This is a genomic window from Companilactobacillus sp. FL22-1, assembly GCF_043951805.1.
In the GTDB taxonomy this organism is placed as follows: Bacteria; Bacillota; Bacilli; order Lactobacillales; family Lactobacillaceae; genus Companilactobacillus.
In genome coordinates this window covers 243131-263531 of the sequence record NZ_JBINJY010000002.1, presented here as the reverse complement: position 1 = coordinate 263531, position 20401 = coordinate 243131, and the positions used below count along the sequence as shown (strand labels likewise).

The following is a 20401-nucleotide window of genomic DNA, read 5'->3' as shown; positions in this document are numbered from 1 at the left end:
TCCCCTTCATCCTAATTTATTGATGTGTCCGCCCACATCTTTTGTTCTGAACGTTTAATATATTGATTATTCATTACTTCAAATTCATCACTTAGTTTTAAATCATTTGAAGATGATCCAATCAATAATTTGAATTTTCCAGCTTCCACCTTCCACTTCATTTTGCTATCTAAAAATGCTAGTTGAGAGGCATCTAATTTAAATGAAACCTTTTTTGATTCGTGTGCCTTTAAATTGACCTTGTTGAAGCCAATTAACTCTTTTACGGGGCGCATCATAGATGCGTATTCGTCAGAGAGATACGCTTGTACTGTTTCTTGTCCGTCCACATCACTTGTATTTTCAATAGTCACATTGAACTGTAGTTGTTCATCAGCGTTGATGGATTTATCCTTAATTGATAGATTTTCATATTCAAAATCTGAATAAGAAAGTCCATATCCAAAATAATATCTGGGTTCATGTGATAGATCTGTATATGATGAAAAATAAGTTTGAGTATTGACATCATAACTTGAACCATTGTCGTGATTGTAGATTAAGGGTAACTGGCTTGCAGAATAGGCAACTGTTACGGGAAGTCTGCCACTAGGATTATTCTTTCCAAAAATAGTTTCCTCTAGCGCAACGCTTCCAAATTGAGCGGGACTCCATGCTTCAATTATTGCAGAAGCGTATTTGTCCGCGGCATCACTTGAAATAGGTCTCCCATCAAGATGAACCACGATGAATTTAAGTCCTCTTTTACCTAACTCATTTAAAAAATCCTCTTGAGCCTGAGGCAAATTAATACTTGCTGAATCAATTCCTTCTCCTGTTGTACAAGAGGTGCCCCAACCATATTTTCCACCTACTGTAACAATGGAAATGTCGGTATTTTCCGCATTTTCTAATGCTTCTGTAAAATATTCATGTGTATTTCCAGCGTAAGGGAATCCGTAGCTATATTTGAAATTTATATCCGGATGCTTGTATGTAAATTCGTCAAAGATATTATGGCATCCTTTATAGATTTTATTTGCAGCCTTTTCAAGATAAGGATGTTCCAGTTCGATATTACTTCCAGGATATGTTTCAACTGGTTTATTATTCGAACCATCATCTTTTCCTATCCCAGCCATAGTATTACGAGTCCCCATTGCAAGTTCCAAGACACTCATATAGGAATAACCGCCAAACAAACTACGGATTGATTTAATATGATGTCCTATCAATGAAATTGACTTTAATTGATCCTCTTTTAACGGAAGAATACCATCATTTTTCAAAAGAACCATTGATTCTCGGGCATAATTAAGACTTACTTTTCTGGCCTTTGAGTCATCTTTAGTAGATATAGTATCGTTATTAGCATAGGGATGTTCAAAGAGTCCTAAATCAAATTTAATTTTCAAAAGTCTTTGAACTGCACAATCAATCAGATTTTCACTAATCTTTCCAGTATTAACCAATCTTAATAGTCGTTCATTGAACAGAACTGGCGATGGCAATTCAACTTCGAATCCAGCTTCCAATACTCTAATGGCCGCTTCATCAAAGTCTTTTGCTAAATGTAATCTGGTCACTAATTCTTCCATAGAAGCATAATCTGACACTAAGAGCCCATTGAAATTCATTTCTTTTCTAAGCTTATCTTGTAACAGGTATTTTGAAGTTAAAACTGATTCCCCATTAACAGAGCTATATGCGTTCATTACTGAAATCAGGTTTCCTTGATTAATTGCAGCATTAAATGGCTTTGCATACGTTTCCCACAATTCACGTTCTGGTATCTCGACTTGTGCTGCGTGAATTCCAGCCATTCCACCATGATAGCCAATAAAATGTTTGGCAGTGGCAATTGTATGATGCTTTTCTTGAACCCCTTTTGTGAATTCAGTTCCCAACTCGGAAACTAAAGTCGGATCTTCACTGTAACTTTCTCCTTCTCGACCAAATCTTGGATCACGACTAACATCTAATACGGGAGATAAAGCCTGTCTAATTCCAAATGAACTTATCTCTTTTCCGACAACTTGACCCATTTGATTCTCAAGGTTTGGATTCCAGGCTGAGCCACGGCCAATACCTGACGGGAAACTGGTTGCTCCTGGAATGAGTCCCCCAGTTAAGGTCTCCACTTGAAATAGTGCAGGAATCCCAAATCTACTATTTGAAATGGCTTTACGTTGATATTCATTTAATTTCTCTGTTACTTCTTTCGGACTCTTATACCACGCTGCAGCTAGAAATGCGACGGAACCGACTCCGTGAATAAAATCCTTGTCTAAATTTGGACCTCTTCTATCCTTTGGATTGTAACAACTTAATTGAGCTATTTTTTCAACAAGGGTCATTTTAGAAAGCAAATCATTAGCTCTTTCCTCGGAACTGGCTGTCGCATCCTTGTAATCTTTAATTATTGACATAGATAAACTCCTTTGATCTTGATGCAAAAAAACTAATAATTATTTATCAGAAGGTAATTCGCCACCATTAATTTCAGCGATTTTCTTATCTGTCGTAAGAATATATGAACATATTGCACTAATAATAAATGCTACGAAGAAACAAATGAAATAACCAATTACGGATTGTGGATTCCCATTTGGATTCATTGATGATCCAAAGCTTAAAATACCACCGGCAACGGCTGGATAATATTGATTAACTTTCAAAATTGGAGATAGCAATCCACCTACGGCACCACCAATCATGGCACTAATAAATGGTACACGGTATGGTAAAGCAATACCAAAGATGCTTGGTTCAGTTACACCAAATAATGCTGAGGTCATGCCCGAGAATCCTGTTGCCTTGAGTTCTTTATTTTTTGTCTTCAAAGCAAATCCAAGTGCTGCACCAGCTAGTGCCCAAACGCCTTGACCTAAAATTGGATTAAAAGCATTAGATCCTTCACGTAATGTAATATCAGTCAAAATTGGAATGAAAGCATAGTGGAGACCGAATAGAACCATAACTTGCCAAAAGGCACCAAATAATACACCAGCAACTAGTGGAGAAAGATTATAAATACCCATTGTTCCGGCAGCAAGCCATTTACTTACGAGTGTGAATAACGGTCCGATGACGATAAACGTGAAGGGAACCATAACAATCAAAATAACCATGATACGAAGGAATTCAAGATAGTCTGGAATATATTTCTTTAAGTATTTTTCAAATTTTCCAGCCAACAACGTACTAATCATTGTTGGGAACAAAGAATTACCATAAGATTTTAGTAAGACAGGAATACCTAAGAAACTCATATTTACATTTTTCGTTGTCGCCGTTACAATTGCCGGTAAGACCAGTGTGGCACCAATTGCGACACCAATATATGGACTGGAGCCAATTGCCTTAGAAACAGATACTGCAATAATAATTGGCAAGAAATACAAGAATGCATCATTAATGCTCGTTAAAAGGATGTATGTTCCATCTTTAGTAGTTAACCATCCAAATAACAAGGTCACTGACATTAAACCTTTTAAAATACCGACTGCAGCCATTGTTGGGATGATCGGGAAGATCATCTTAACCATAGCACGAGATATTCTATTAAATAATGTTGTGTTGTTCTTTGCCTTTGCCTTGGCAAATTTATTTTTTAATTCATCCTTTTTATTCGTTGATGTATTCGGTGCGACTTCATAATCTTCTGGCACTTCAGCATCGGCAGCCGATGTAGTTCCACCTAACACCCTCTCAACGGCATCATAGGCATCATTGACAATGCTACCAACAATAACTTGGTATTGACCGCCAGCACGCATGACACCCATAACTTTTTTAATTTTTTTAATTCGTGCATCATCAGGAATTGATTCATCAACTAAAACAAATCTTAATCTCGTTACACAATGCGTTAAGCCTTGAATATTTTCTTTACCACCGACTGCATCTACTATTTCGGTAGCCATATCATTTAAATCCATTGTAATTTCCCCCTTTATAAGTCATTCATATTCCAATCGTCTTGCCAAATCACTTCAGGAAGACCTTCGTTACCAAATGATATTGGAAGCCAAACATATTCAGATAAACTTGTGTTTATATTCCAGGAACTTTTTTCAACCGTTGCATTTTGATCAGGAACCCATCGATCACCAATTGCAACTAATTGATGAGTGTCAGTGTCATGGAATACACTACTAAATTGACAATTAAACGAATCTTTTTTTAAATCATCAATTATAGGATTTCCCGCAATGTACCAAGGCCCATGAATATTGTCGGAAACTGCTAATAATGTTGGATTTGGGTAGTATCCCGTTGTTCCAGATGTAAAGAGATAATATTTATCCTTTACTTTAAAAACAGCTGGTGCTTCTCGAGCAATTGGTGGACCGATGAAATGAAGATGACTTGTAAAATCACCGGTAACATTCAAATAGTCTTTTGTTAGATCTGCAACAATAATTTCAGTATGAACTTTCCCAAAAATAAGATATGCTTTTTGATTATCATCGACAAAAAGATCAAAGTCCCCGCTGCTCATTCCTAAAGGAACAATTTTGTTTACAAGTTTGAAGTCATCCGTGATATGTTTTGCTGTTGCAATACCCATATACTGATAATTCCAATTATGAGGTTCCTCTTTTGTACCAACTAATTTCATCCACATAACATATGTTTGTGTAGCTTCATTAAAAATAATGTGTGGTCTATCCATAATTCTTGTTGGATGTAATGGATTATCTGGATCATCTGAACTTTTTAGAATAGTATTTTCAAATTTCCAGTTTGTAAAGTCCCTAGAAGAATAACAATTGACTCCATTTTGCCAAATATTACTACCTGGCACTGTCAATTCTTTGTTTTCCCCATACCAATAATAAGTATCTTTAATTTTTAAAATACTGCCGCCATGTGCTTGAATTCTATTACCAGTAGTATCATACCAGGCACCACCTTGATGAATTTTATTGTTCATTTCTTTCTCCTTTCACTCATTAAATATAAGCGCTTTCAACAATCTCAACAATGACACTTGAATTGCTAATATATAACATATCTTTAGATGTATGTTAAGGGCTCCTTTTTAGAAATCAAACTCTTTTACAATTACATCACCTGTAATACCAAGTGGGCCTAAGACCAAATATTGTGAGAGATAATCCCGTTGATACCTCCCCAAACTACTTGTCCAAGTAATAGTTATGTCATTTATTCCTTTTTTTATATATGAACTTATATCATACACATATGGAGTTCCGATTCGGCTTCCGACTTGTTTTCCATTTACAGAAATTGTAAGCAATCCAGATACATCTTTTAAATAAATTATTGCTTTATTTTTAGAAATATTAATTTTCGTTGAATACGAGACTGTTCCAGCAAAATTACAATATTCGTCACCGAGCCCCAACAAAGGAAGGCCTTTGCTTTTAATCTCTATTGGTGCTTTTTTTGTCAGTCCAACCCCATCGAATGTTATGTCCCACTTATTATCCTTAAGTGACGTTTCCCAAATATTGCTATATGAATAATCATCATTCTTTTCTGAATCATCTTGAAAAATAATTAACGTTTGTGATGGTTCTAGCTTGATATTAAGAATATCTTCATTAATTACCGGATCAATTATTTTATCTAAAGTGGGATCATATATTTTCCAATTTTTTTTCTTTAAATTTATTTTTTTACAAATGGTTACCTTTGTACTTTCATTAAAAAACATCTGAACAGAACCATCGTGTAGCTTATAACTATAAAACCTTAACCATGGGGTATATGACTTGGAGTTAAGACGGATAATTTTGAGATCATTCAAATTTTTTATCAAATCAGATAATTCAATTGAAGAAGACCTTTCAATTAACTCATTCAATAATGATGTGTTCTTCAAATCATCACTAATACCCTTTGGTAGACCACCTATAAACAAGATATTAACGTTATTTTTCTCTAATTGAATCAATTTTAATATAAGCTTTTTTGGAAGACGTTCACTATATGGAATTATCAAATTGTTGAATTTCATTTTGTTAATAATAAACGTTGCTTTTTTCGTTAATGAACTCTCAATGATGTAATCTGACGGAACAATCTCGAATCCAATCTGTGATTCATCAAGTTTTCTTGTTACCTTTTGATCTAACATTCTTTTTCCCGACCATTCGGCTTCGCCATGATAAAGAACTGCAGTGTTACATTCGTGTTCACCACCACTAAAGATTGTTGATACCTTGTTCATGTATGAGACAAGTTCTCCCATCCCTTTATATTGTGGATTTTTGCCATGAGCATAAAAATGGGGTGGACAATCTGAATCGGGATATTCTTTCATAGAAAATGCGTGTGGAACAAAATTATTAACTCCACGTACTAACATATGATCTGCAATCCATTTCATAAATGTTAAGTCTTCAGACCAACCAAACGCTCCAAACACTTCACACATTGTATTGCCATGCTTTTTAGGATCAAGTCGTCCTAAGGATGTTCCCATCTCTGCCAATGCATAATGAAAGAACTCCCCGTCCCATCCCGTTGATGTCATCGCATTAAAATAGCCATTATTATGTTCTGGCAATAACTGATGCAAAACTATATCAATGCCTGCCATATCCTGTCCAACCATCGATCTGAAGAAATGTCCAGAACCATATCCTAATCGAGCATGAGCATTATTATCTTCAATTACATGACCGATATATTTAACGTTGTGTGCTTTACACCAATTTCCAATACGCTTTGAAAAATTAATACTGTAAAGTGAACTAACTAAGTCCATAAATGAATATTGAATTTCATGTGCTAAGGGACTTTCTCCATTGAACAATAGTGGCAATAGTTTGATAACATCTGACACATTCATCCCTAATTTGTCGGCAATTTTTTTTTCTAAACCTTCAACCCAAGGCAATGCCATTTTTTTCTTACCAATGATTGCATCCGGACCCTTCACATTACCAAATCGAGGTTCATCGGAAAAAAACCATCAATTGTTGTTCCAAAATATTGACCAAAATGTTCAAAATGTTTTTGATAAACATTATTCAATAATAAATCTGTTGCTTCGGGAACTAACGGATTTAAGTAACCGGAGGTTGCTTGCTCACCTACCTCGTGAGTTATATATACTACCGTAATTGTCCAATCACCAGCTGGAATATCCCAATACAGGACACCATTCTTTACTTTATCTGTTAAATTTAAAATCTTATCTTCTTGAATTTTTTTATAGCCCAATTTGGGGGCAGCAAGAACCGCGACTGTTTTATTCTTGTTAGTGTCTTTTTCTAAGTTCACATCAGATTCTTTTCCAACGCTCATAATATGAGGACGGTTACCGGTGGCCCAATTGACCATAATCGTACTGTTCTTCATCGGCCCCGAAAAATCCAACTGAGATTGATCCAAAAAAGTTTTTTTTAAATGCTCATTCTCAACCTTTTCAAGCGCCCCTCCGGCATATCCTGTTGGAAAATGTTGATCATCAAAGAACCATACTTTCATTTTTCTCTTTTTACATTCTTTTATTATTATTTCAACATCTTTCCACCATTTCTCACCTAAAAAATCTGGATGTGGACGGGACTCTAAGCATACTGCTTTAATGCCAGTTTCATTTATCTTTTGAATATACTTTTTTATAGTATTTTCAGATTCTCCGTGCATCCAAACGAATGGAAACAAGTGGTTATCATATTTTTGGCTTATAAGATTATTTATTACTTTCAAATGATGTACCTCTCTTAAACTTAAATACATTGATTTATTGATTACTCTTACATTTTATAAAAGAAAGCGCTTTAATATAATGTCATAAGGATATAGAATATATAACATATCTTTGGAAAGAGGAATTCGTATGGAAATTACCGACGTTTATAAGAGATTGCATAAACTGACAACGAGAGAGGAATATTATAAAAAAAGAAATAGCCAGCTTTCCGCCGACTATTACGATAGATTGAAAAAGACGGAAATTAACGGAAAAGAAGCCTACATTTTTGATGATTTAGATTTGATTCCTACCGGACAAAGCTTCAACATTGTCAAACATACTCGATTTGTCCCAGTTCCACTGCATGTACACAATTTCATTGAACTGAATTACGTTTATTCTGGATCGTGTACTCAAGTAATCGACGGAAATACTGTAAAATTAACCAAAGGACAGATTTGCTTAGTTGATACTGATGTTCCACACTCAATAGATAATACTGGTGTAGATGATATTATAATTAACATCTTGGTTAAAAAAGATTATTTTCTCCGACAAATTAGTCAAGACAACTACAACGGTGGAATCGTTTTCGATTTTGTCCTTAATGCCTTATCAGAGTCACAAAGTCACAATCAATATATCGTTTTTGAAAACTCACAAGATAATAAAATTAGGTTGATCATAAACCAGATTATTACAGAACATTTAGAGCCAGGAATCGGAAGTGATAAAATTATTGAAAATTTGATTTCGATTCTATTCACGATGTTGGTCAGAATATTCAATTATCAAACCAATAAACAAACAAGTAAATCTCATTCTGATGTGTTATTGATTCTTCAATATATTGATCAAAATTATCAAAAATTAAGCTTGGATGATATTGCTCACCATTTTAACTACAATTCAAGCTATGTAAGTACATTAATAAAAAAAGCAACTGGAAGAACATTCTCCCAATTGCTAATTAATCTACGCTTAGATAGAGCAGAATCACTTATAAGAAACTCTAATAGTTCTATACGTGAGTGTGCTGAAAATTCAGGTTTCAATAACATATCTTTCTTTTACAAAAAATATCAAGAAAAGTATCATAGACTACCTTCGGCTAGCAAGGAATAGCATTACTTGTTAACTTGATATGATCCTATCTGATCAGATGCTGATGTTGTTCCATAACTATTGATATTAATTTTTTTAACTTTATCCATATTCGTAAATACGACGACAATATCGTCTTTAATATTTTTATTTTTCAAATAATCTAAATCTACTGTCGCAATTTTTGTAGAACTATTTACCTTATCTCCTTCTTCTACATATATATCAAATGGAATACCCTTCAATTCAACTGTATTAATACCCATGTGGACAAGAACCTGAACGCCATTATCACTTTCTATCCCCACCGCATGTTTAGTTGGAAATAAAGAAACTATTGTTCCAACTATCGGTGAATAGATATTTCCGTCGGTTGGCGATGTTGAAAAACCATCACCCAACATTTTTTGAGCAAAAACTTCATCTGGCGTTTTTGTTATATCGTATGAAGTTCCATTAACTGGACTGTATATATTAAAGTCTGTATTTTGCTTATGGAATAACTTTTTGAACATATTGTATCTCCTAAATAATAAAATTGTTTACAGTTATAAATATTATTGTAATCGGTGTCATTTAACAATGTCATATCTTTTTTTTAACGCAACATATCTTTAGATACTGAACTCTTCGTATATCAGTATTGTATTCCTTAAATACACTTTATTTACCATATCTTTATACAATTCAAACATGTTGAATTGTATAAAGATATGGACTTTTTTTTCAAATGCGGTCTTAAATTGTTGAAAAATGGCGGTTTAAAAATATAGGCTTTTGACGCTATCTTTACTCTTTTAATCGGTATGATTTACCGATGTTTTTATAACGTTCGCATGATGGACCAACTGGTTCAAAATGGCAGCTGCTATCGTTGGGTCGTGAAATTTTTCAACCTCACTATTGACAGTGATGATGGTGGAATTTCTCTCATAACGAGCGTTTATTAATTGAAACAACAAATTGGCTTTATCATGACTGACTGGTAAATAACCAACCTCGGCTTTTAATTTTGAACTATATTTAACCATATAAAAAAAGCTCCATAAACGTTAGATTTCTTGTCTAACAATTATGAAGTACTTCAAATCGGACTGATGCGATTTTTGTAATCTTGACCTCTGGTTCCTTTAGAACATGGGAAAAAGTTTTGAAAAAAATGATTGATATATTTTTAGAACAAATCTACTTCTTCCCTTTGATTACTATTTACATTTCTTTTATAACACGGTAAATCATTGACTAGTTTTTCTGGTTTAATATATCTTCAAAGGTTCGATCGTAAAATACTCATCATGATAGTTTCAGACATTAAACTTAACCCTATCTCCATTAACATCCCTTACTTAAATATTATCAACCATCTATAAAAGCAAAATAAACTCTTCCTATATTTGAGGTACTAACTAATGATAAAGGCTTACAACCTCAGAGAAAATCAGCTATTTAACATAACTCCGCCCCATTCAAAATGGTCAGGGTTATAAAGCTTTAACCTCAAATCAAGCAATCTCCCCGTTTTAGAATACTCCAATGCTTTCTGAAGTACTGAGAGATATTTAAACGTATAAAAGGGTTTAAAACGAATTTCTTTTTGAGCATCGTATTTCTACTAGGCATGTAACTTGAAAAATAATTTTGATTTCTTTCATTATAATAAAAGTCTGGATACATTTTTTTAAAGACAATTCTTAATTATTAATCTAATGAACTTGGAATGAGCCCATCCTTTTTTAACACAAAGACAGAATTATACAGACCTTCAGTTTCATTACTTATATGATGATCAATTTCTATCACGGAAATAGATTTATTTTTCAAAATCGAATCATGTATTTCATTTGCGGTCTCTTCATCGAGCGAGGCAGTTCCTTCATCGATCAATAATATCTGCCTATTGAAAAATAACGCCCTGGCAATCTCAATTCGCTTTAATTGACCACCTGACAAATTATGTCCATTTTCACTTATCCTTAACTATAATCCATCCTTAGATGCAAACTTTTCCAGCCCGGCCTTTTGTAATGCACTTATAACTTCCTCATCACTACTGTCAGCTTTCCCTAATGTCACATTCATTTTGAGCGAATCTTCAAAGATTATGGGTTCTTGACCAACTATTCCAAAGATATTATAGGCAAATGATCTGTCATAGCTATGATCATTAATTGTAATTTTACCCGAATAATTTTTCTCTTCCCCAAGAATTAATTTGAATAGTGTTGATTTCCCCACTCCAGACTTACCTTTAATCAAAATATGGTCACCATTTCTTAAATCAAAAGATACATCATTAAAAACGTTGTTATTAGAATACTTAAATGATACATTTTCAACGCTCAATCTCTCAAAGTTTTCTGAATTGTTCACCAGTGAAGGCTTCTTATTTTGAGGTAGTTTCAATAATTTTTTTCTAATGTCTTTTGTACTATTAATAGTATTCCATCCCTGAACTATTGAATTAAATCCATTTAAAATCCATGAAGAAGAATATTGAATTGCAACAAATTGAGCTAAAGTAATTGTCCCATTTATTGTAAAATAAATACCTACTGCAATTGGTAAGTATGTACAGATATATAGTAAAAATGTAATGGCATTATTAGAAAGAGCAATTTTATTTTTCAATTCTGCATTAGAATTCTCCATTTTTGAAATTGAGGATTTAAGTCTCTCGGAGAAACCAAACACAGAATTATATCTTTTTAATAATAATGATCCGTGTAATAAGTCCTTTACGACTAATGATAAATTTTGATTGTTTTTTGACCATTGATTTGTTTTTTCTTGAATACTTTTACTGAATATTTTAGGTGCAATCGTTGGTAAGATCATAAATCCTAAAAACACAAGTGTAATGTATACATTGCTATATAAAGCATACCCCAATGTTCCCACAGTCATTATGAAACCACTTAGTAATGAAAAGATTTGTCTCCAATAATTATCCTCTAATAATTTAAGATCATTCATAAAAAAAGAGAGGTTTGTAGACTCAAATTCATTTTCATCGGGATTTACCATCGAAATTTTGTCAATCATAAATGAATATTTTATATTGTTGTTAATCGAGTATACGTTTTTATTTATAAAAACACTTTTTGTATAATTTAAAGTACAGAATATACCATAGCCTACAATAATCACCACTACAGAAGGAAAAATTAATGTACTTGATTTGTTACTAATTAAATAAAATATATAAGAATAAGTAACAACATTAAATGGTGTTTCTAATCCTGCCAAAATACTTAAAATAATTGTAATAAAAAATAAAGGCTTATTTACGAATTTTTTCATGCTAAATCCCTTCCTTTAACTAAATAGTCGATCATGCCATACCTGGGGTACCACTTGCTTAACTGGCCTATTTATTATCCATTTTTGGTAATTATTAGTACTCACTGTCAAATTTTGTGTCAATGGTTCCCTTAAAAAATACAGAAAATTCGTTTTTGAAAGATAATCAACGATCATACTATGTATTTGATAACCATATAACTACAAATAAGATAAAAAATATAAATTTATTAACTCAATTTACGTATTGTATTTCCATATTTCATTGGCTTTTGGGATCTAGTCTTCGATATTTATCATCTATCTTATATCATCAATAACTTGTACACTCGATTTCGATTTAAAAATTTGCTAAAAATTGAATGAATCAATTACTACAAAATAGGATAATAGTATCAACAAACTTTTCTAAATGCTGTTTGTTATCCAATACTTCTAGCCGAGTCAACCAAGTTAGCACCCATGCTGAGTGCACCAAAAAAATCGTGCCAGTAGAAATTATCTACCAACACGATAAAGTAAGTTTAGATCCAAAATTTTAAAAAAACTCTATCCTATTTGACTGCTGTATAGCAGTGCAAATGAGAATAGAGTTTTTTTACTGACGAATTTATATCAAAGGTTTTCCATATAATCTCCAACTTGCCAGAAAACGGTACCATCGTATTTACCAGCTTGGTTATTACCGATCTGTTGCAATAATAATCCTGTATCACTCTTCCACAGATCAGCCACATTGATGGGAACGGCCTGGGGACCATAAGAATTTTTATCGGATAAGATTTTCACATACCCCTCATCTAAATCAAATATCTCTTTTTTATTATTGTAGATCAGACCACCATTAAAAATATCACCATCATTATCGGTCAGCTCAGACGATGCGACACTTAAAGTCCAAGGATTTTTCAAACTGTTGACGATAACATCATAATCATTGATTCGATTTAAAATCTTGTCCTGACTAAAGTTAGTAATTGTCTTGAACTCAAGGTTTGGCGAGACTTCTAGGCTCAGTAATCTATTCGGTACAACATTAATCGTGTACTCAATTGAATTAGAACTAATATTATCTCGATCAGTGGCTGTAACGGTAACTGTATGTGTTGAATTTTCTGTGAAAATATTCCAGAAATCTTCGCCAACAATATCGACTAAATTCAAGTCCAATTTACCTGTTGCTGGGTCAACATTTTTGGTAACTTGATATGCTTTATCTACCCCTGAAATCTTTAGAGTATAACTAAATTCATCCTTTTCACCAATAGCATGATTGTCACTATAGGATAAAGTAGTTGGCAAACTGACTACCGATTCATCAGGTTGATATGGTACTTCAAGTTCTGTTCCACCAGCTAAATTCAGTGTCCAATCTTTTGGCGTTCCGATAATGAAGCTAGGTGAATTTGTTGATGCAATCGCATTGGAACCTGTGAAGACGGCTGGTTCTTCATCAATATGATACTCTTGGTCGCTATCATTAGTGGCCACACCATATATCTTGACGTGAGCAACATTGTTGGTATTACCATTAATATTTCCCAATGGCTTTTTAATTGGAGCCCCGATGGTTTCATCATTTTCGCCTAACGCAGAATAAACATATTCCTTGGTACCGTCCTCATACTCAATTGTTGCTAAGATCCCCTTATTTGCCGGATAATTAACATGTTTTGGCAATTGGATTTTTCCACTAATATCTTTCCAATTATCGCGCCCTTTAACGAATTCAACCTTATAGTCGAGTTCCAAATTTGCGCCATGAGGAACATAATTATCAGCTTCGGTAACCGTCTTGCCATTATCCAAGTTAGTAATCGTGGCCTCAACGTTTCCAGTAGCCATCGCTGGAATGGATTCAAAAACCACCATCTTACTTGCAACACCAGGCGTGTAACCATTAGCACCAGTGAAGCCCCAGAGAATCTTTCCATCTGTAGAATTAAAGATTCTCGGATCGACTGTGATTTCCTTATCAATTCGCTGGAAAAAGTTTCCTTTAGTATTAAAATTTTCCTTTCCGTCAATATCTTTATCATTGAACGAATACTTAATAGTAGCTTTTTTGTCGTCATGGGGAATCCACTTGAAAGTTAAATGATGCCACAACAAACTACGACCTTCTAAGTTTTGATCATCAATCAAATTAGCCGGAGTCGAATCGATATGAAACATTGAAGGAGCTTCCTCATATCCCTTCCAGAGCTTGGTATTGTCGTAATCTGTAATCGGATATTTATAATACGAATCAATTATTCCTGGATACGTCAAAGCAATATGACCATATGTTCCTCTGGCACCTAAGGCGGTATTGGTAGGAAAAACGCTTGGTATATTAATGGAACGGGTGCTGGCAGTATCATATCCATTTAGTGAATAAGTACCATTACCATTACCTAAAATCATCGTTTCTGATAAAGTAATTGGCATACCGGAACGGCCATTGGTTGTAGTTGCGGGGTCTTCAATTGATGCATTAACATCGCTACGTTGAGTGTCGAATTCAAGCGATATGCTATTTTTAATAGCTGTATTCAAAACATACTCCACCGATGGTGGGGTTCGGGTCGTGAAGCCAGCCACGGTGAAATTATAGTGTTTGTCGTAACCATAAGCACCTAATCCCTGTAATCCCATCCCAATCGACTTAGTTTTTCGATCGTCATTTTGAAGCGTTAAAGTCATTCCGTGACCGTTATAGAGTTCGTCAGAATTATAATCGGGGCCAAAATATAACCAGGCGGAAATAGTTTGTTCTTCATTAATATTCATGTAGTTTAACTTGGAACTATTTCCCCAAATAGCACCGTAACTACCTTTGACATCTTTTCCCGGTCCATCCGTCAGTACTAAGACATCATCATTACCAGCTATTTTGGCGGAATTAACTGTGAAAGGGAAATCCTTCGTATAGCTAAAACTGTCAATCGTAAAATAATCTTTGATATTCAAGCCACCAGGATGTTCAGCAATTGCGTTTTGATCATCTGTGGTTAAGGCATTGATCTTTAATGGTTGAGAAAACCAAAATATCCAAATAAAGTTCAACACTACCAATATAATAGTTATCCCTGTCAGCCGCATTTTACGCATGTTTTTTACCCCTCGATGAATAATTATTCTGTTGATGATGAAATTACTGATACACCAAAAAACCACTAACTAATTTAGTGGCTTTTTCCAACCTATCCAATCCAAATGGTGACAAGTCTTCTAGCCTGTCGAGGTTGGAATCGCTTTCAATTATAGTATATCATATATATCATCCATTAATATTCCATTATTAAAAACGCTCTAAACCTAGCTGACAAAAAAAACTTGTTTTCTACATTAATGTAAAAAACAAGTTTCTTTATTATTGATTCTCAACCATGCTTGTAAGTTCTGCAATTGAAGTAAAAGGCAAACCCAAACTATCGGCAACAGCTTGAGAAGTTAATTTACCATCGAACACATTCACGCCAGTAGCGATTGTTGAATCCTTAATTGAACTTTCAAATCCTTCAGCTGCAATTTTAACTGCATAAGGCAGGGTCACACTTGAAAGAGCTTCAGTCGCAGTCTTAGGAACGGCGCCTGGAATATTTGCAACGGTATAATGGATCACGTCATGAACCAGATAAATTGGATCGTCATGCGTCGTTGCTTTAGTGCTAGTTTCAAATAGACCACCTTGATCGATTGGAATATCGACTACCACTGAACCTGGTTCCATGGTGGCAATCATCTCTTCGGTAACTAATTTTGGCGTGGCTGCCCCAGGAATCAAAACGGCTCCAATCACCAAATCTGACTCTTGGACTACTTTAGCGATATTTTGCGAGTTTGACATCAAAGTGTGGATCTTGTCATTGAAAATATTCTCAATTTCTGCCAACCGATTGGCGTCGATGTCTAAAATTGTCACGTCAGCACCCATACCGATAGCAATCTTAGCAGCATTAAAACCGACTGTTCCACCACCGATAACGGCAACTTTTCCACGTCTAACTCCTGGGACACCGCTCAACAACAAACCCTTACCTTGATGAGGTTCTTCTAAAAAGTGTGCCCCAACTTGGACTGCCATTCGTCCAGCAATCTCACTCATTGGAAAAAGTAAAGGCAAGCCGCCTTTTCTACCGACCATGGTCTCGTAAGCGATTCCAATCACATGGCTCTTTAACATCGCTTCTGTCAATTGTTTATTGGCAGCTAAGTGTAAATAAGTATAAATAATTTGTCCTGGCTGGAAGTATTGATACTCAACCTCGATTGGCTCTTTAACCTTAATGATCATTTCATTATCCCAAGCCGTCTGAGCATCAACGATCTTTGCGCCAGCTTTTCTATATTGTTCATCAGTATATCCAGAACCAATTCCAGCAGATGTTTCAACTACAACTTGATTGCCATGTTGAACCAATTCCTTAACGCCACTAGGTGTCATCCCCACGCGCTCTTCTTGATTTTTGAGTTCCTTTGGTATACCAATTTTCATGTAATGCCTCCTTGAGTGATTTTTTATCTATCCGCGACATACCATATCATGGATTGTAAACGTTCTCAAGCAACTGCACGTCAAATTGTTCACTTAAAATTTGACTGTCAGCAATTGAATCTGATTGGTCAATATCCCTAAAAACAAATATTTTTATTCCAAATTTTCATTATTCTTGTTGTTTTAGAATAGGCTTCTCCCTTATAATGTTTCTTAGAAATACCATGAGGTTTTTTAATATTCGTTTAATACAGGAGGAATTTTTTTAATGCAAGACGAAAACGTCTATCAATCTAAGGGCTCTCAAGACTCTGATTCGGATCACGTCCCGATACAAAGCTCAAAAGAAATCTGGCAACTGACCGATTCGGAATTAACCCAAAAGTACCAAACTAATTTGGTTGATGGTTTAACCATTGAGGAAGCCAAAACTCGACAAAAAAAGGATGGACCTAATGAACTAGAAATCAAAAAGACTTCTAAGTTTATCCAATTCATCAAACAATTCAACAATAGTATCATCTACATCTTAGCGGCCGCTGCTATCATGACCTTTTTGATGCATCGCTATTCGGATTCAATTGTTATTGGCTTGGTCATTATTGTCAATGCCATCATTGGCTACATTCAAGAACAACAAGCTGGCAATGCTTTGGAAAAGATTCGGGAAATGTTAGTCTCCAAGAACTTTGTCTTTCGAGATGGTGAAAAACTGGAATTAGATGCGAGAGAATTGGTAGTTGGCGACTTAGTCAACTTGGAAGCTGGGGATGCAGTACCGGCCGATATGAGACTGATCTCTGCAGACAATTTAAGTGTGCAAGAATCAGCCTTAACTGGTGAAACCAATCCTATCGAAAAAATTGAAGAAGCAATTTCTGAATCCAAGTTACCATTGGCTGAACGCCGTAATATGGTCTACGCCTCCACTGCTGTAACTAGTGGTTCAGGATTAGGGATTGTGACGGCAATTGCTGGCCAAACCGAAATTGGTCAAATTCAAGATTCGGTTGAATCGGTTAAAAGTCGTCCAACACCATTGATGCGGAACTTGAACTCATTAGGTTTTGGCCTATCAGTTGCAATCGTTATTGCTGCGGTAATTCTCTTTATCTTCGGTTACATTTTCGATACTTATTCCCTACCAATGCTATTGATCTCAGTGATCACAATGGTCGTGGGTTCAATGCCTGAGGGGCTACCCGCAAGTACTTCGGTCGTTTTGGCAATGGGAACTAGGAAGATGACTAAACGAAAAGTTATCGTCAAGTCGCTTCCAGCCGTTGAAACTCTAGGAGCTGTTGATATAGTTAACAGTGATAAGACCGGAACTTTGACTAAAAATGAAATGACGGTCAAAAAGGTTATCACTCCTAAACATACTTTTACGGTAACTGGCGTCGGTTATGGTGCTGACGGTGGAGTTGATTTCTCTGGTAATTTGAAATTAGACGGTCAAGACTTTGATTGGCAAGCCGACCCACAAATGAAAGAATTAGTCACAATCGCTGGTCAAACGACTGACGCTCAATTGCATTTTGAAAATAATCGCTGGGAGTTGAATGGTGAACCAACCGATGGTGCCCTGACAACGCTCTATCGAAAAATGACTGGACATGATCCAGAAGTTACAGAAATCGATTCCTTACCTTTTGATTCGGCCTTTAGATTCTCGGCTCGTTTAGCAATGGTCGATGGTAAAAGATTGCTGATGGTCAAAGGTTCGCCTTCAACGATTATGTCGCTTTCAAAGATTGGAACGAAGAGTGAATACTGGAATCAAAGTATGCAAGATTTGGCAGCCGAAGGTTTGCGTGTGGTTGCTTTAGCATACCAAGAAGTCGATCAGAGTGTTTCTGAAATCGATAAAGATAAGATTAAAGATTTAATGTTTTCTGGTTTGGTCGGAATCATCGATCCTCCTCGTGAAGAAGCGAGAAAGTCGATCCACGAATTACGCATGGCCGGCATCAAGGTCAAAATGATCACTGGTGATCACCCTGACACAGCCTCCGCCATTGCTAATAAATTGGACCTCGATTCGGTTGTCAAAGCTATCACCGGACCAGAAATCGATGCTATGTCAGACGAAGAACTGAACAGCAAGATTGATGACTATAACGTCTTTGCCCGCACGACTCCAGCTAATAAGTTGCGAATTGTGAAGGCTCAACAAGCGAATGGTCACGTCGTCTCCATGACTGGTGATGGAGTGAATGATGCACCAGCTTTAAAACAAGCTGATATCGGTGTTTCTATGGGTATTAAAGGTACTGAAGTTGCCAAAGAATCCGCTGATATGGTCCTGGCCGATGATGACTTTGCTGATATTGTTGTCGCTGTAAAAGAAGGACGTCACGTCTTTGACAATATTCGTAAAACCATTCGTTTCTTATTGCCAACCAGTTTTGCCGAAGGTTTAATCGTAGTTATCAGTATCCTCTTAGGCCAAGACTTGCCACTATATCCAGCCCAACTACTCTGGATCAACATGGTTTCAGCCTTAACTATTCAATTTGCTTTCATCTTTGAACCACCAGAAGCCGGGATCATGGCTCGTGGTCCAAGAAATGTTAAAGCGGGACTATTGAACAAACTCGATACCTTTGAAATCATCTACGTTTCTGCTCTGATTGCCGGTTTGGGTATCTGGATCTTTGATCTCCTGACGAGTCAAGGATTGCCAGAAATAGTTGGTAGTACGGTAGCCTTAAATATCATTATTTTTGGGAAAATCTTCTATCTGTTTAACCTGCGAAATAATCATCCGGTCATCTCTAAGTACTTTTTCCAGAATAAGATGGCCTTTTACATTATTGGTATCTTGATTGTCCTGCAATTGGGAATTATCTATCTACCATTCATGCAGGATATCTTCCACACGACTAACGTCAACTTCTATTATGGGTGGTTGATTCCAATAATGGCGGGATTAGTCGTCCTCATAATCACTGAAATTGGTAAATTCATCCGTATTCGGGTCTTAAAAATTACAAGTTAATTATTGAATCCACTTGCTTAGGCAGGTGGATTTTTTCTGTGATTTTTCAAACTAGTCCAGCAAAAAATCCCAGTAGATTACCTTTTTAATGGTTAAATCTACTGGGATTGCTTATCTCAATCAATGTTAGTCTGGACTGAATTTCAAATTAAATTCGCTTCTTGAGTAAATCTTCTTCCACCACATAGCGATAAACTAAGACTAAAGTTGCACCAATAACAATGCCAATTCCGTTAGCAACAACATCACTGATATCACTAGTACGGTTGATGAGGTATAAGTGTGATAAGTAATACTGCATCGTTTCAATAGTCGCCCCAATCATTAAACCGATTGGAGCCATTGTGATCCAAGGAATCTTGTTAAAAGCACGCTTCAATAAAAATCCTAAAGGAACAGTCAAGGCAATGTTTTCGACAAAACCAAGGTCATAATAAATATGGTATAAATTGACGCTGCCGGTTCCAGCAGGCATGACGTAAACCCCTACTCCATCAAAAGAAAATGGTGTGAATAAGATCGTTCCTAACAGGGTCATGTAGATGAGGCTTAAAAAGGCAATTCTTCGTTTAACGATATCTTTGACATTATCAAACAGATAGATTCCACAGAGCAGCGATAAGATCAAGATAACGAATAATGGTATCCAACGCATCGACAACACTCCTTTCCGACAAATTTATTTTTTATTCGTTGGTTTTCTTTAAGTTATGATCAAATCTTAGCATCCAAATATTTAGTCTACCTTAAAATAATGCGTCAATAGTTTGAAGAAAATGTATCCTTGAGATGAAAAAGCTTACGAAATAACTTTGAATTAATTAAAAATACACCAAAAAATCTCAATGAACTAATCATC

11 protein-coding genes and 2 pseudogenes are annotated in these 20401 nt (G+C 35.4%); 2 read left to right on the top strand and 11 right to left on the bottom strand.

What is annotated here, in order from left to right:
* Positions 1-11 precede the first annotated feature (11 nt).
* The 5 genes from ACG72T_RS02745 to ACG72T_RS02725 all read right to left on the bottom strand — a co-directional run bounded on the left by ACG72T_RS02745 (position 12) and on the right by ACG72T_RS02725 (position 7671).
* Entirely contained in the window at positions 12-2408 is a 2397-nt protein-coding gene (locus tag ACG72T_RS02745; RefSeq protein WP_395264454.1) for a glycoside hydrolase family 3 N-terminal domain-containing protein, read from the bottom strand.
* 39 nt (positions 2409-2447) lie between these two features.
* Positions 2448-3920, bottom strand: a complete 1473-nt coding sequence (locus ACG72T_RS02740; RefSeq protein WP_395264453.1) for a PTS transporter subunit EIIC — start codon at positions 3918-3920, stop codon at positions 2448-2450.
* Between the two features lie 14 nt (positions 3921-3934).
* Complete coding sequence (locus ACG72T_RS02735) at positions 3935-4918, bottom strand: family 43 glycosylhydrolase (RefSeq protein ID WP_395264451.1); 984 nt, start codon at positions 4916-4918, stop codon at positions 3935-3937.
* Positions 4919-5026: 108 nt separating this feature from the next.
* Positions 5027-6895 carry a hypothetical protein gene (locus ACG72T_RS02730; protein WP_395264450.1) on the bottom strand — a complete coding sequence of 623 codons (1869 nt, stop codon included), beginning with the start codon at positions 6893-6895 and terminating at the stop codon, positions 5027-5029.
* Positions 6892-7671: a hypothetical protein gene (locus ACG72T_RS02725; protein WP_395264449.1), complete on the bottom strand. Its 780-nt coding sequence runs from the start codon at positions 7669-7671 to the stop codon at positions 6892-6894. Before ACG72T_RS02725 ends, ACG72T_RS02730 begins: the two co-directional genes overlap by 4 nt.
* A 130-nt stretch (positions 7672-7801) precedes the next feature.
* Here ACG72T_RS02725 and ACG72T_RS02720 point away from each other — a divergent pair, with 130 nt between their 5' ends.
* The gene (locus ACG72T_RS02720; RefSeq protein ID WP_395264448.1) at positions 7802-8782 is read left to right on the top strand and encodes an AraC family transcriptional regulator; all 981 of its coding nucleotides are present in this window, start codon (positions 7802-7804) and stop codon (positions 8780-8782) included.
* Between the two features lie 2 nt (positions 8783-8784).
* Here the strand turns inward: ACG72T_RS02720 and ACG72T_RS02715 are convergent, their stop codons facing one another.
* From ACG72T_RS02715 to ald, 5 genes and pseudogenes are all read right to left on the bottom strand, one after another.
* Positions 8785-9276, bottom strand: a complete 492-nt coding sequence (locus tag ACG72T_RS02715; protein ID WP_395264447.1) for a PTS glucose transporter subunit IIA — start codon at positions 9274-9276, stop codon at positions 8785-8787.
* Between the two features lie 274 nt (positions 9277-9550).
* Positions 9551-9762 (bottom strand): annotated as a pseudogene (locus ACG72T_RS02710) (ATP-binding protein); the annotation flags it as partial.
* 697 nt (positions 9763-10459) lie between these two features.
* Positions 10460-12061, bottom strand: a pseudogene (locus ACG72T_RS02705) (ATP-binding cassette domain-containing protein).
* Positions 12062-12676: 615 nt separating this feature from the next.
* Positions 12677-15154 (bottom strand): hypothetical protein, encoded by a 2478-nt coding sequence (locus ACG72T_RS02700; RefSeq protein WP_395264446.1) that lies wholly within the window; start codon positions 15152-15154, stop codon positions 12677-12679.
* A 262-nt stretch (positions 15155-15416) separates the two neighbouring features.
* Positions 15417-16541: an alanine dehydrogenase gene (gene ald / locus ACG72T_RS02695; RefSeq protein ID WP_395264444.1), complete on the bottom strand. Its 1125-nt coding sequence runs from the start codon at positions 16539-16541 to the stop codon at positions 15417-15419.
* Positions 16542-16809: 268 nt separating this feature from the next.
* On the opposite strand from ald, the gene ACG72T_RS02690 reads away from it, so the two are divergent.
* Complete coding sequence (locus ACG72T_RS02690) at positions 16810-19542, top strand: HAD-IC family P-type ATPase (protein ID WP_395264443.1); 2733 nt, start codon at positions 16810-16812, stop codon at positions 19540-19542.
* A gap of 148 nt (positions 19543-19690) precedes the next feature.
* Here ACG72T_RS02690 and ACG72T_RS02685 read toward each other — a convergent pair whose 3' ends face one another.
* Positions 19691-20197 carry a VanZ family protein gene (locus ACG72T_RS02685; RefSeq protein WP_395264442.1) on the bottom strand — a complete coding sequence of 169 codons (507 nt, stop codon included), beginning with the start codon at positions 20195-20197 and terminating at the stop codon, positions 19691-19693.
* Between the last annotated feature and the right edge of the window lie 204 nt (positions 20198-20401).

Coding starts and splice junctions, on each gene's coding strand:
- ACG72T_RS02745 (WP_395264454.1), bottom strand. CDS start 2,408: ATGTCAATAATTAAAGATTACAAGGATGCGACAGCCAGTTCCGAGGAA.
- ACG72T_RS02740 (WP_395264453.1), bottom strand. CDS start 3,920: ATGGATTTAAATGATATGGCTACCGAAATAGTAGATGCAGTCGGTGGT.
- ACG72T_RS02735 (WP_395264451.1), bottom strand. CDS start 4,918: ATGAACAATAAAATTCATCAAGGTGGTGCCTGGTATGATACTACTGGT.
- ACG72T_RS02720 (WP_395264448.1), top strand. CDS start 7,802: ATGGAAATTACCGACGTTTATAAGAGATTGCATAAACTGACAACGAGA.
- ACG72T_RS02715 (WP_395264447.1), bottom strand. CDS start 9,276: ATGTTCAAAAAGTTATTCCATAAGCAAAATACAGACTTTAATATATAC.
- ACG72T_RS02700 (WP_395264446.1), bottom strand. CDS start 15,154: ATGCGTAAAATGCGGCTGACAGGGATAACTATTATATTGGTAGTGTTG.
- ald (WP_395264444.1), bottom strand. CDS start 16,541: ATGAAAATTGGTATACCAAAGGAACTCAAAAATCAAGAAGAGCGCGTG.
- ACG72T_RS02690 (WP_395264443.1), top strand. CDS start 16,810: ATGCAAGACGAAAACGTCTATCAATCTAAGGGCTCTCAAGACTCTGAT.
- ACG72T_RS02685 (WP_395264442.1), bottom strand. CDS start 20,197: ATGCGTTGGATACCATTATTCGTTATCTTGATCTTATCGCTGCTCTGT.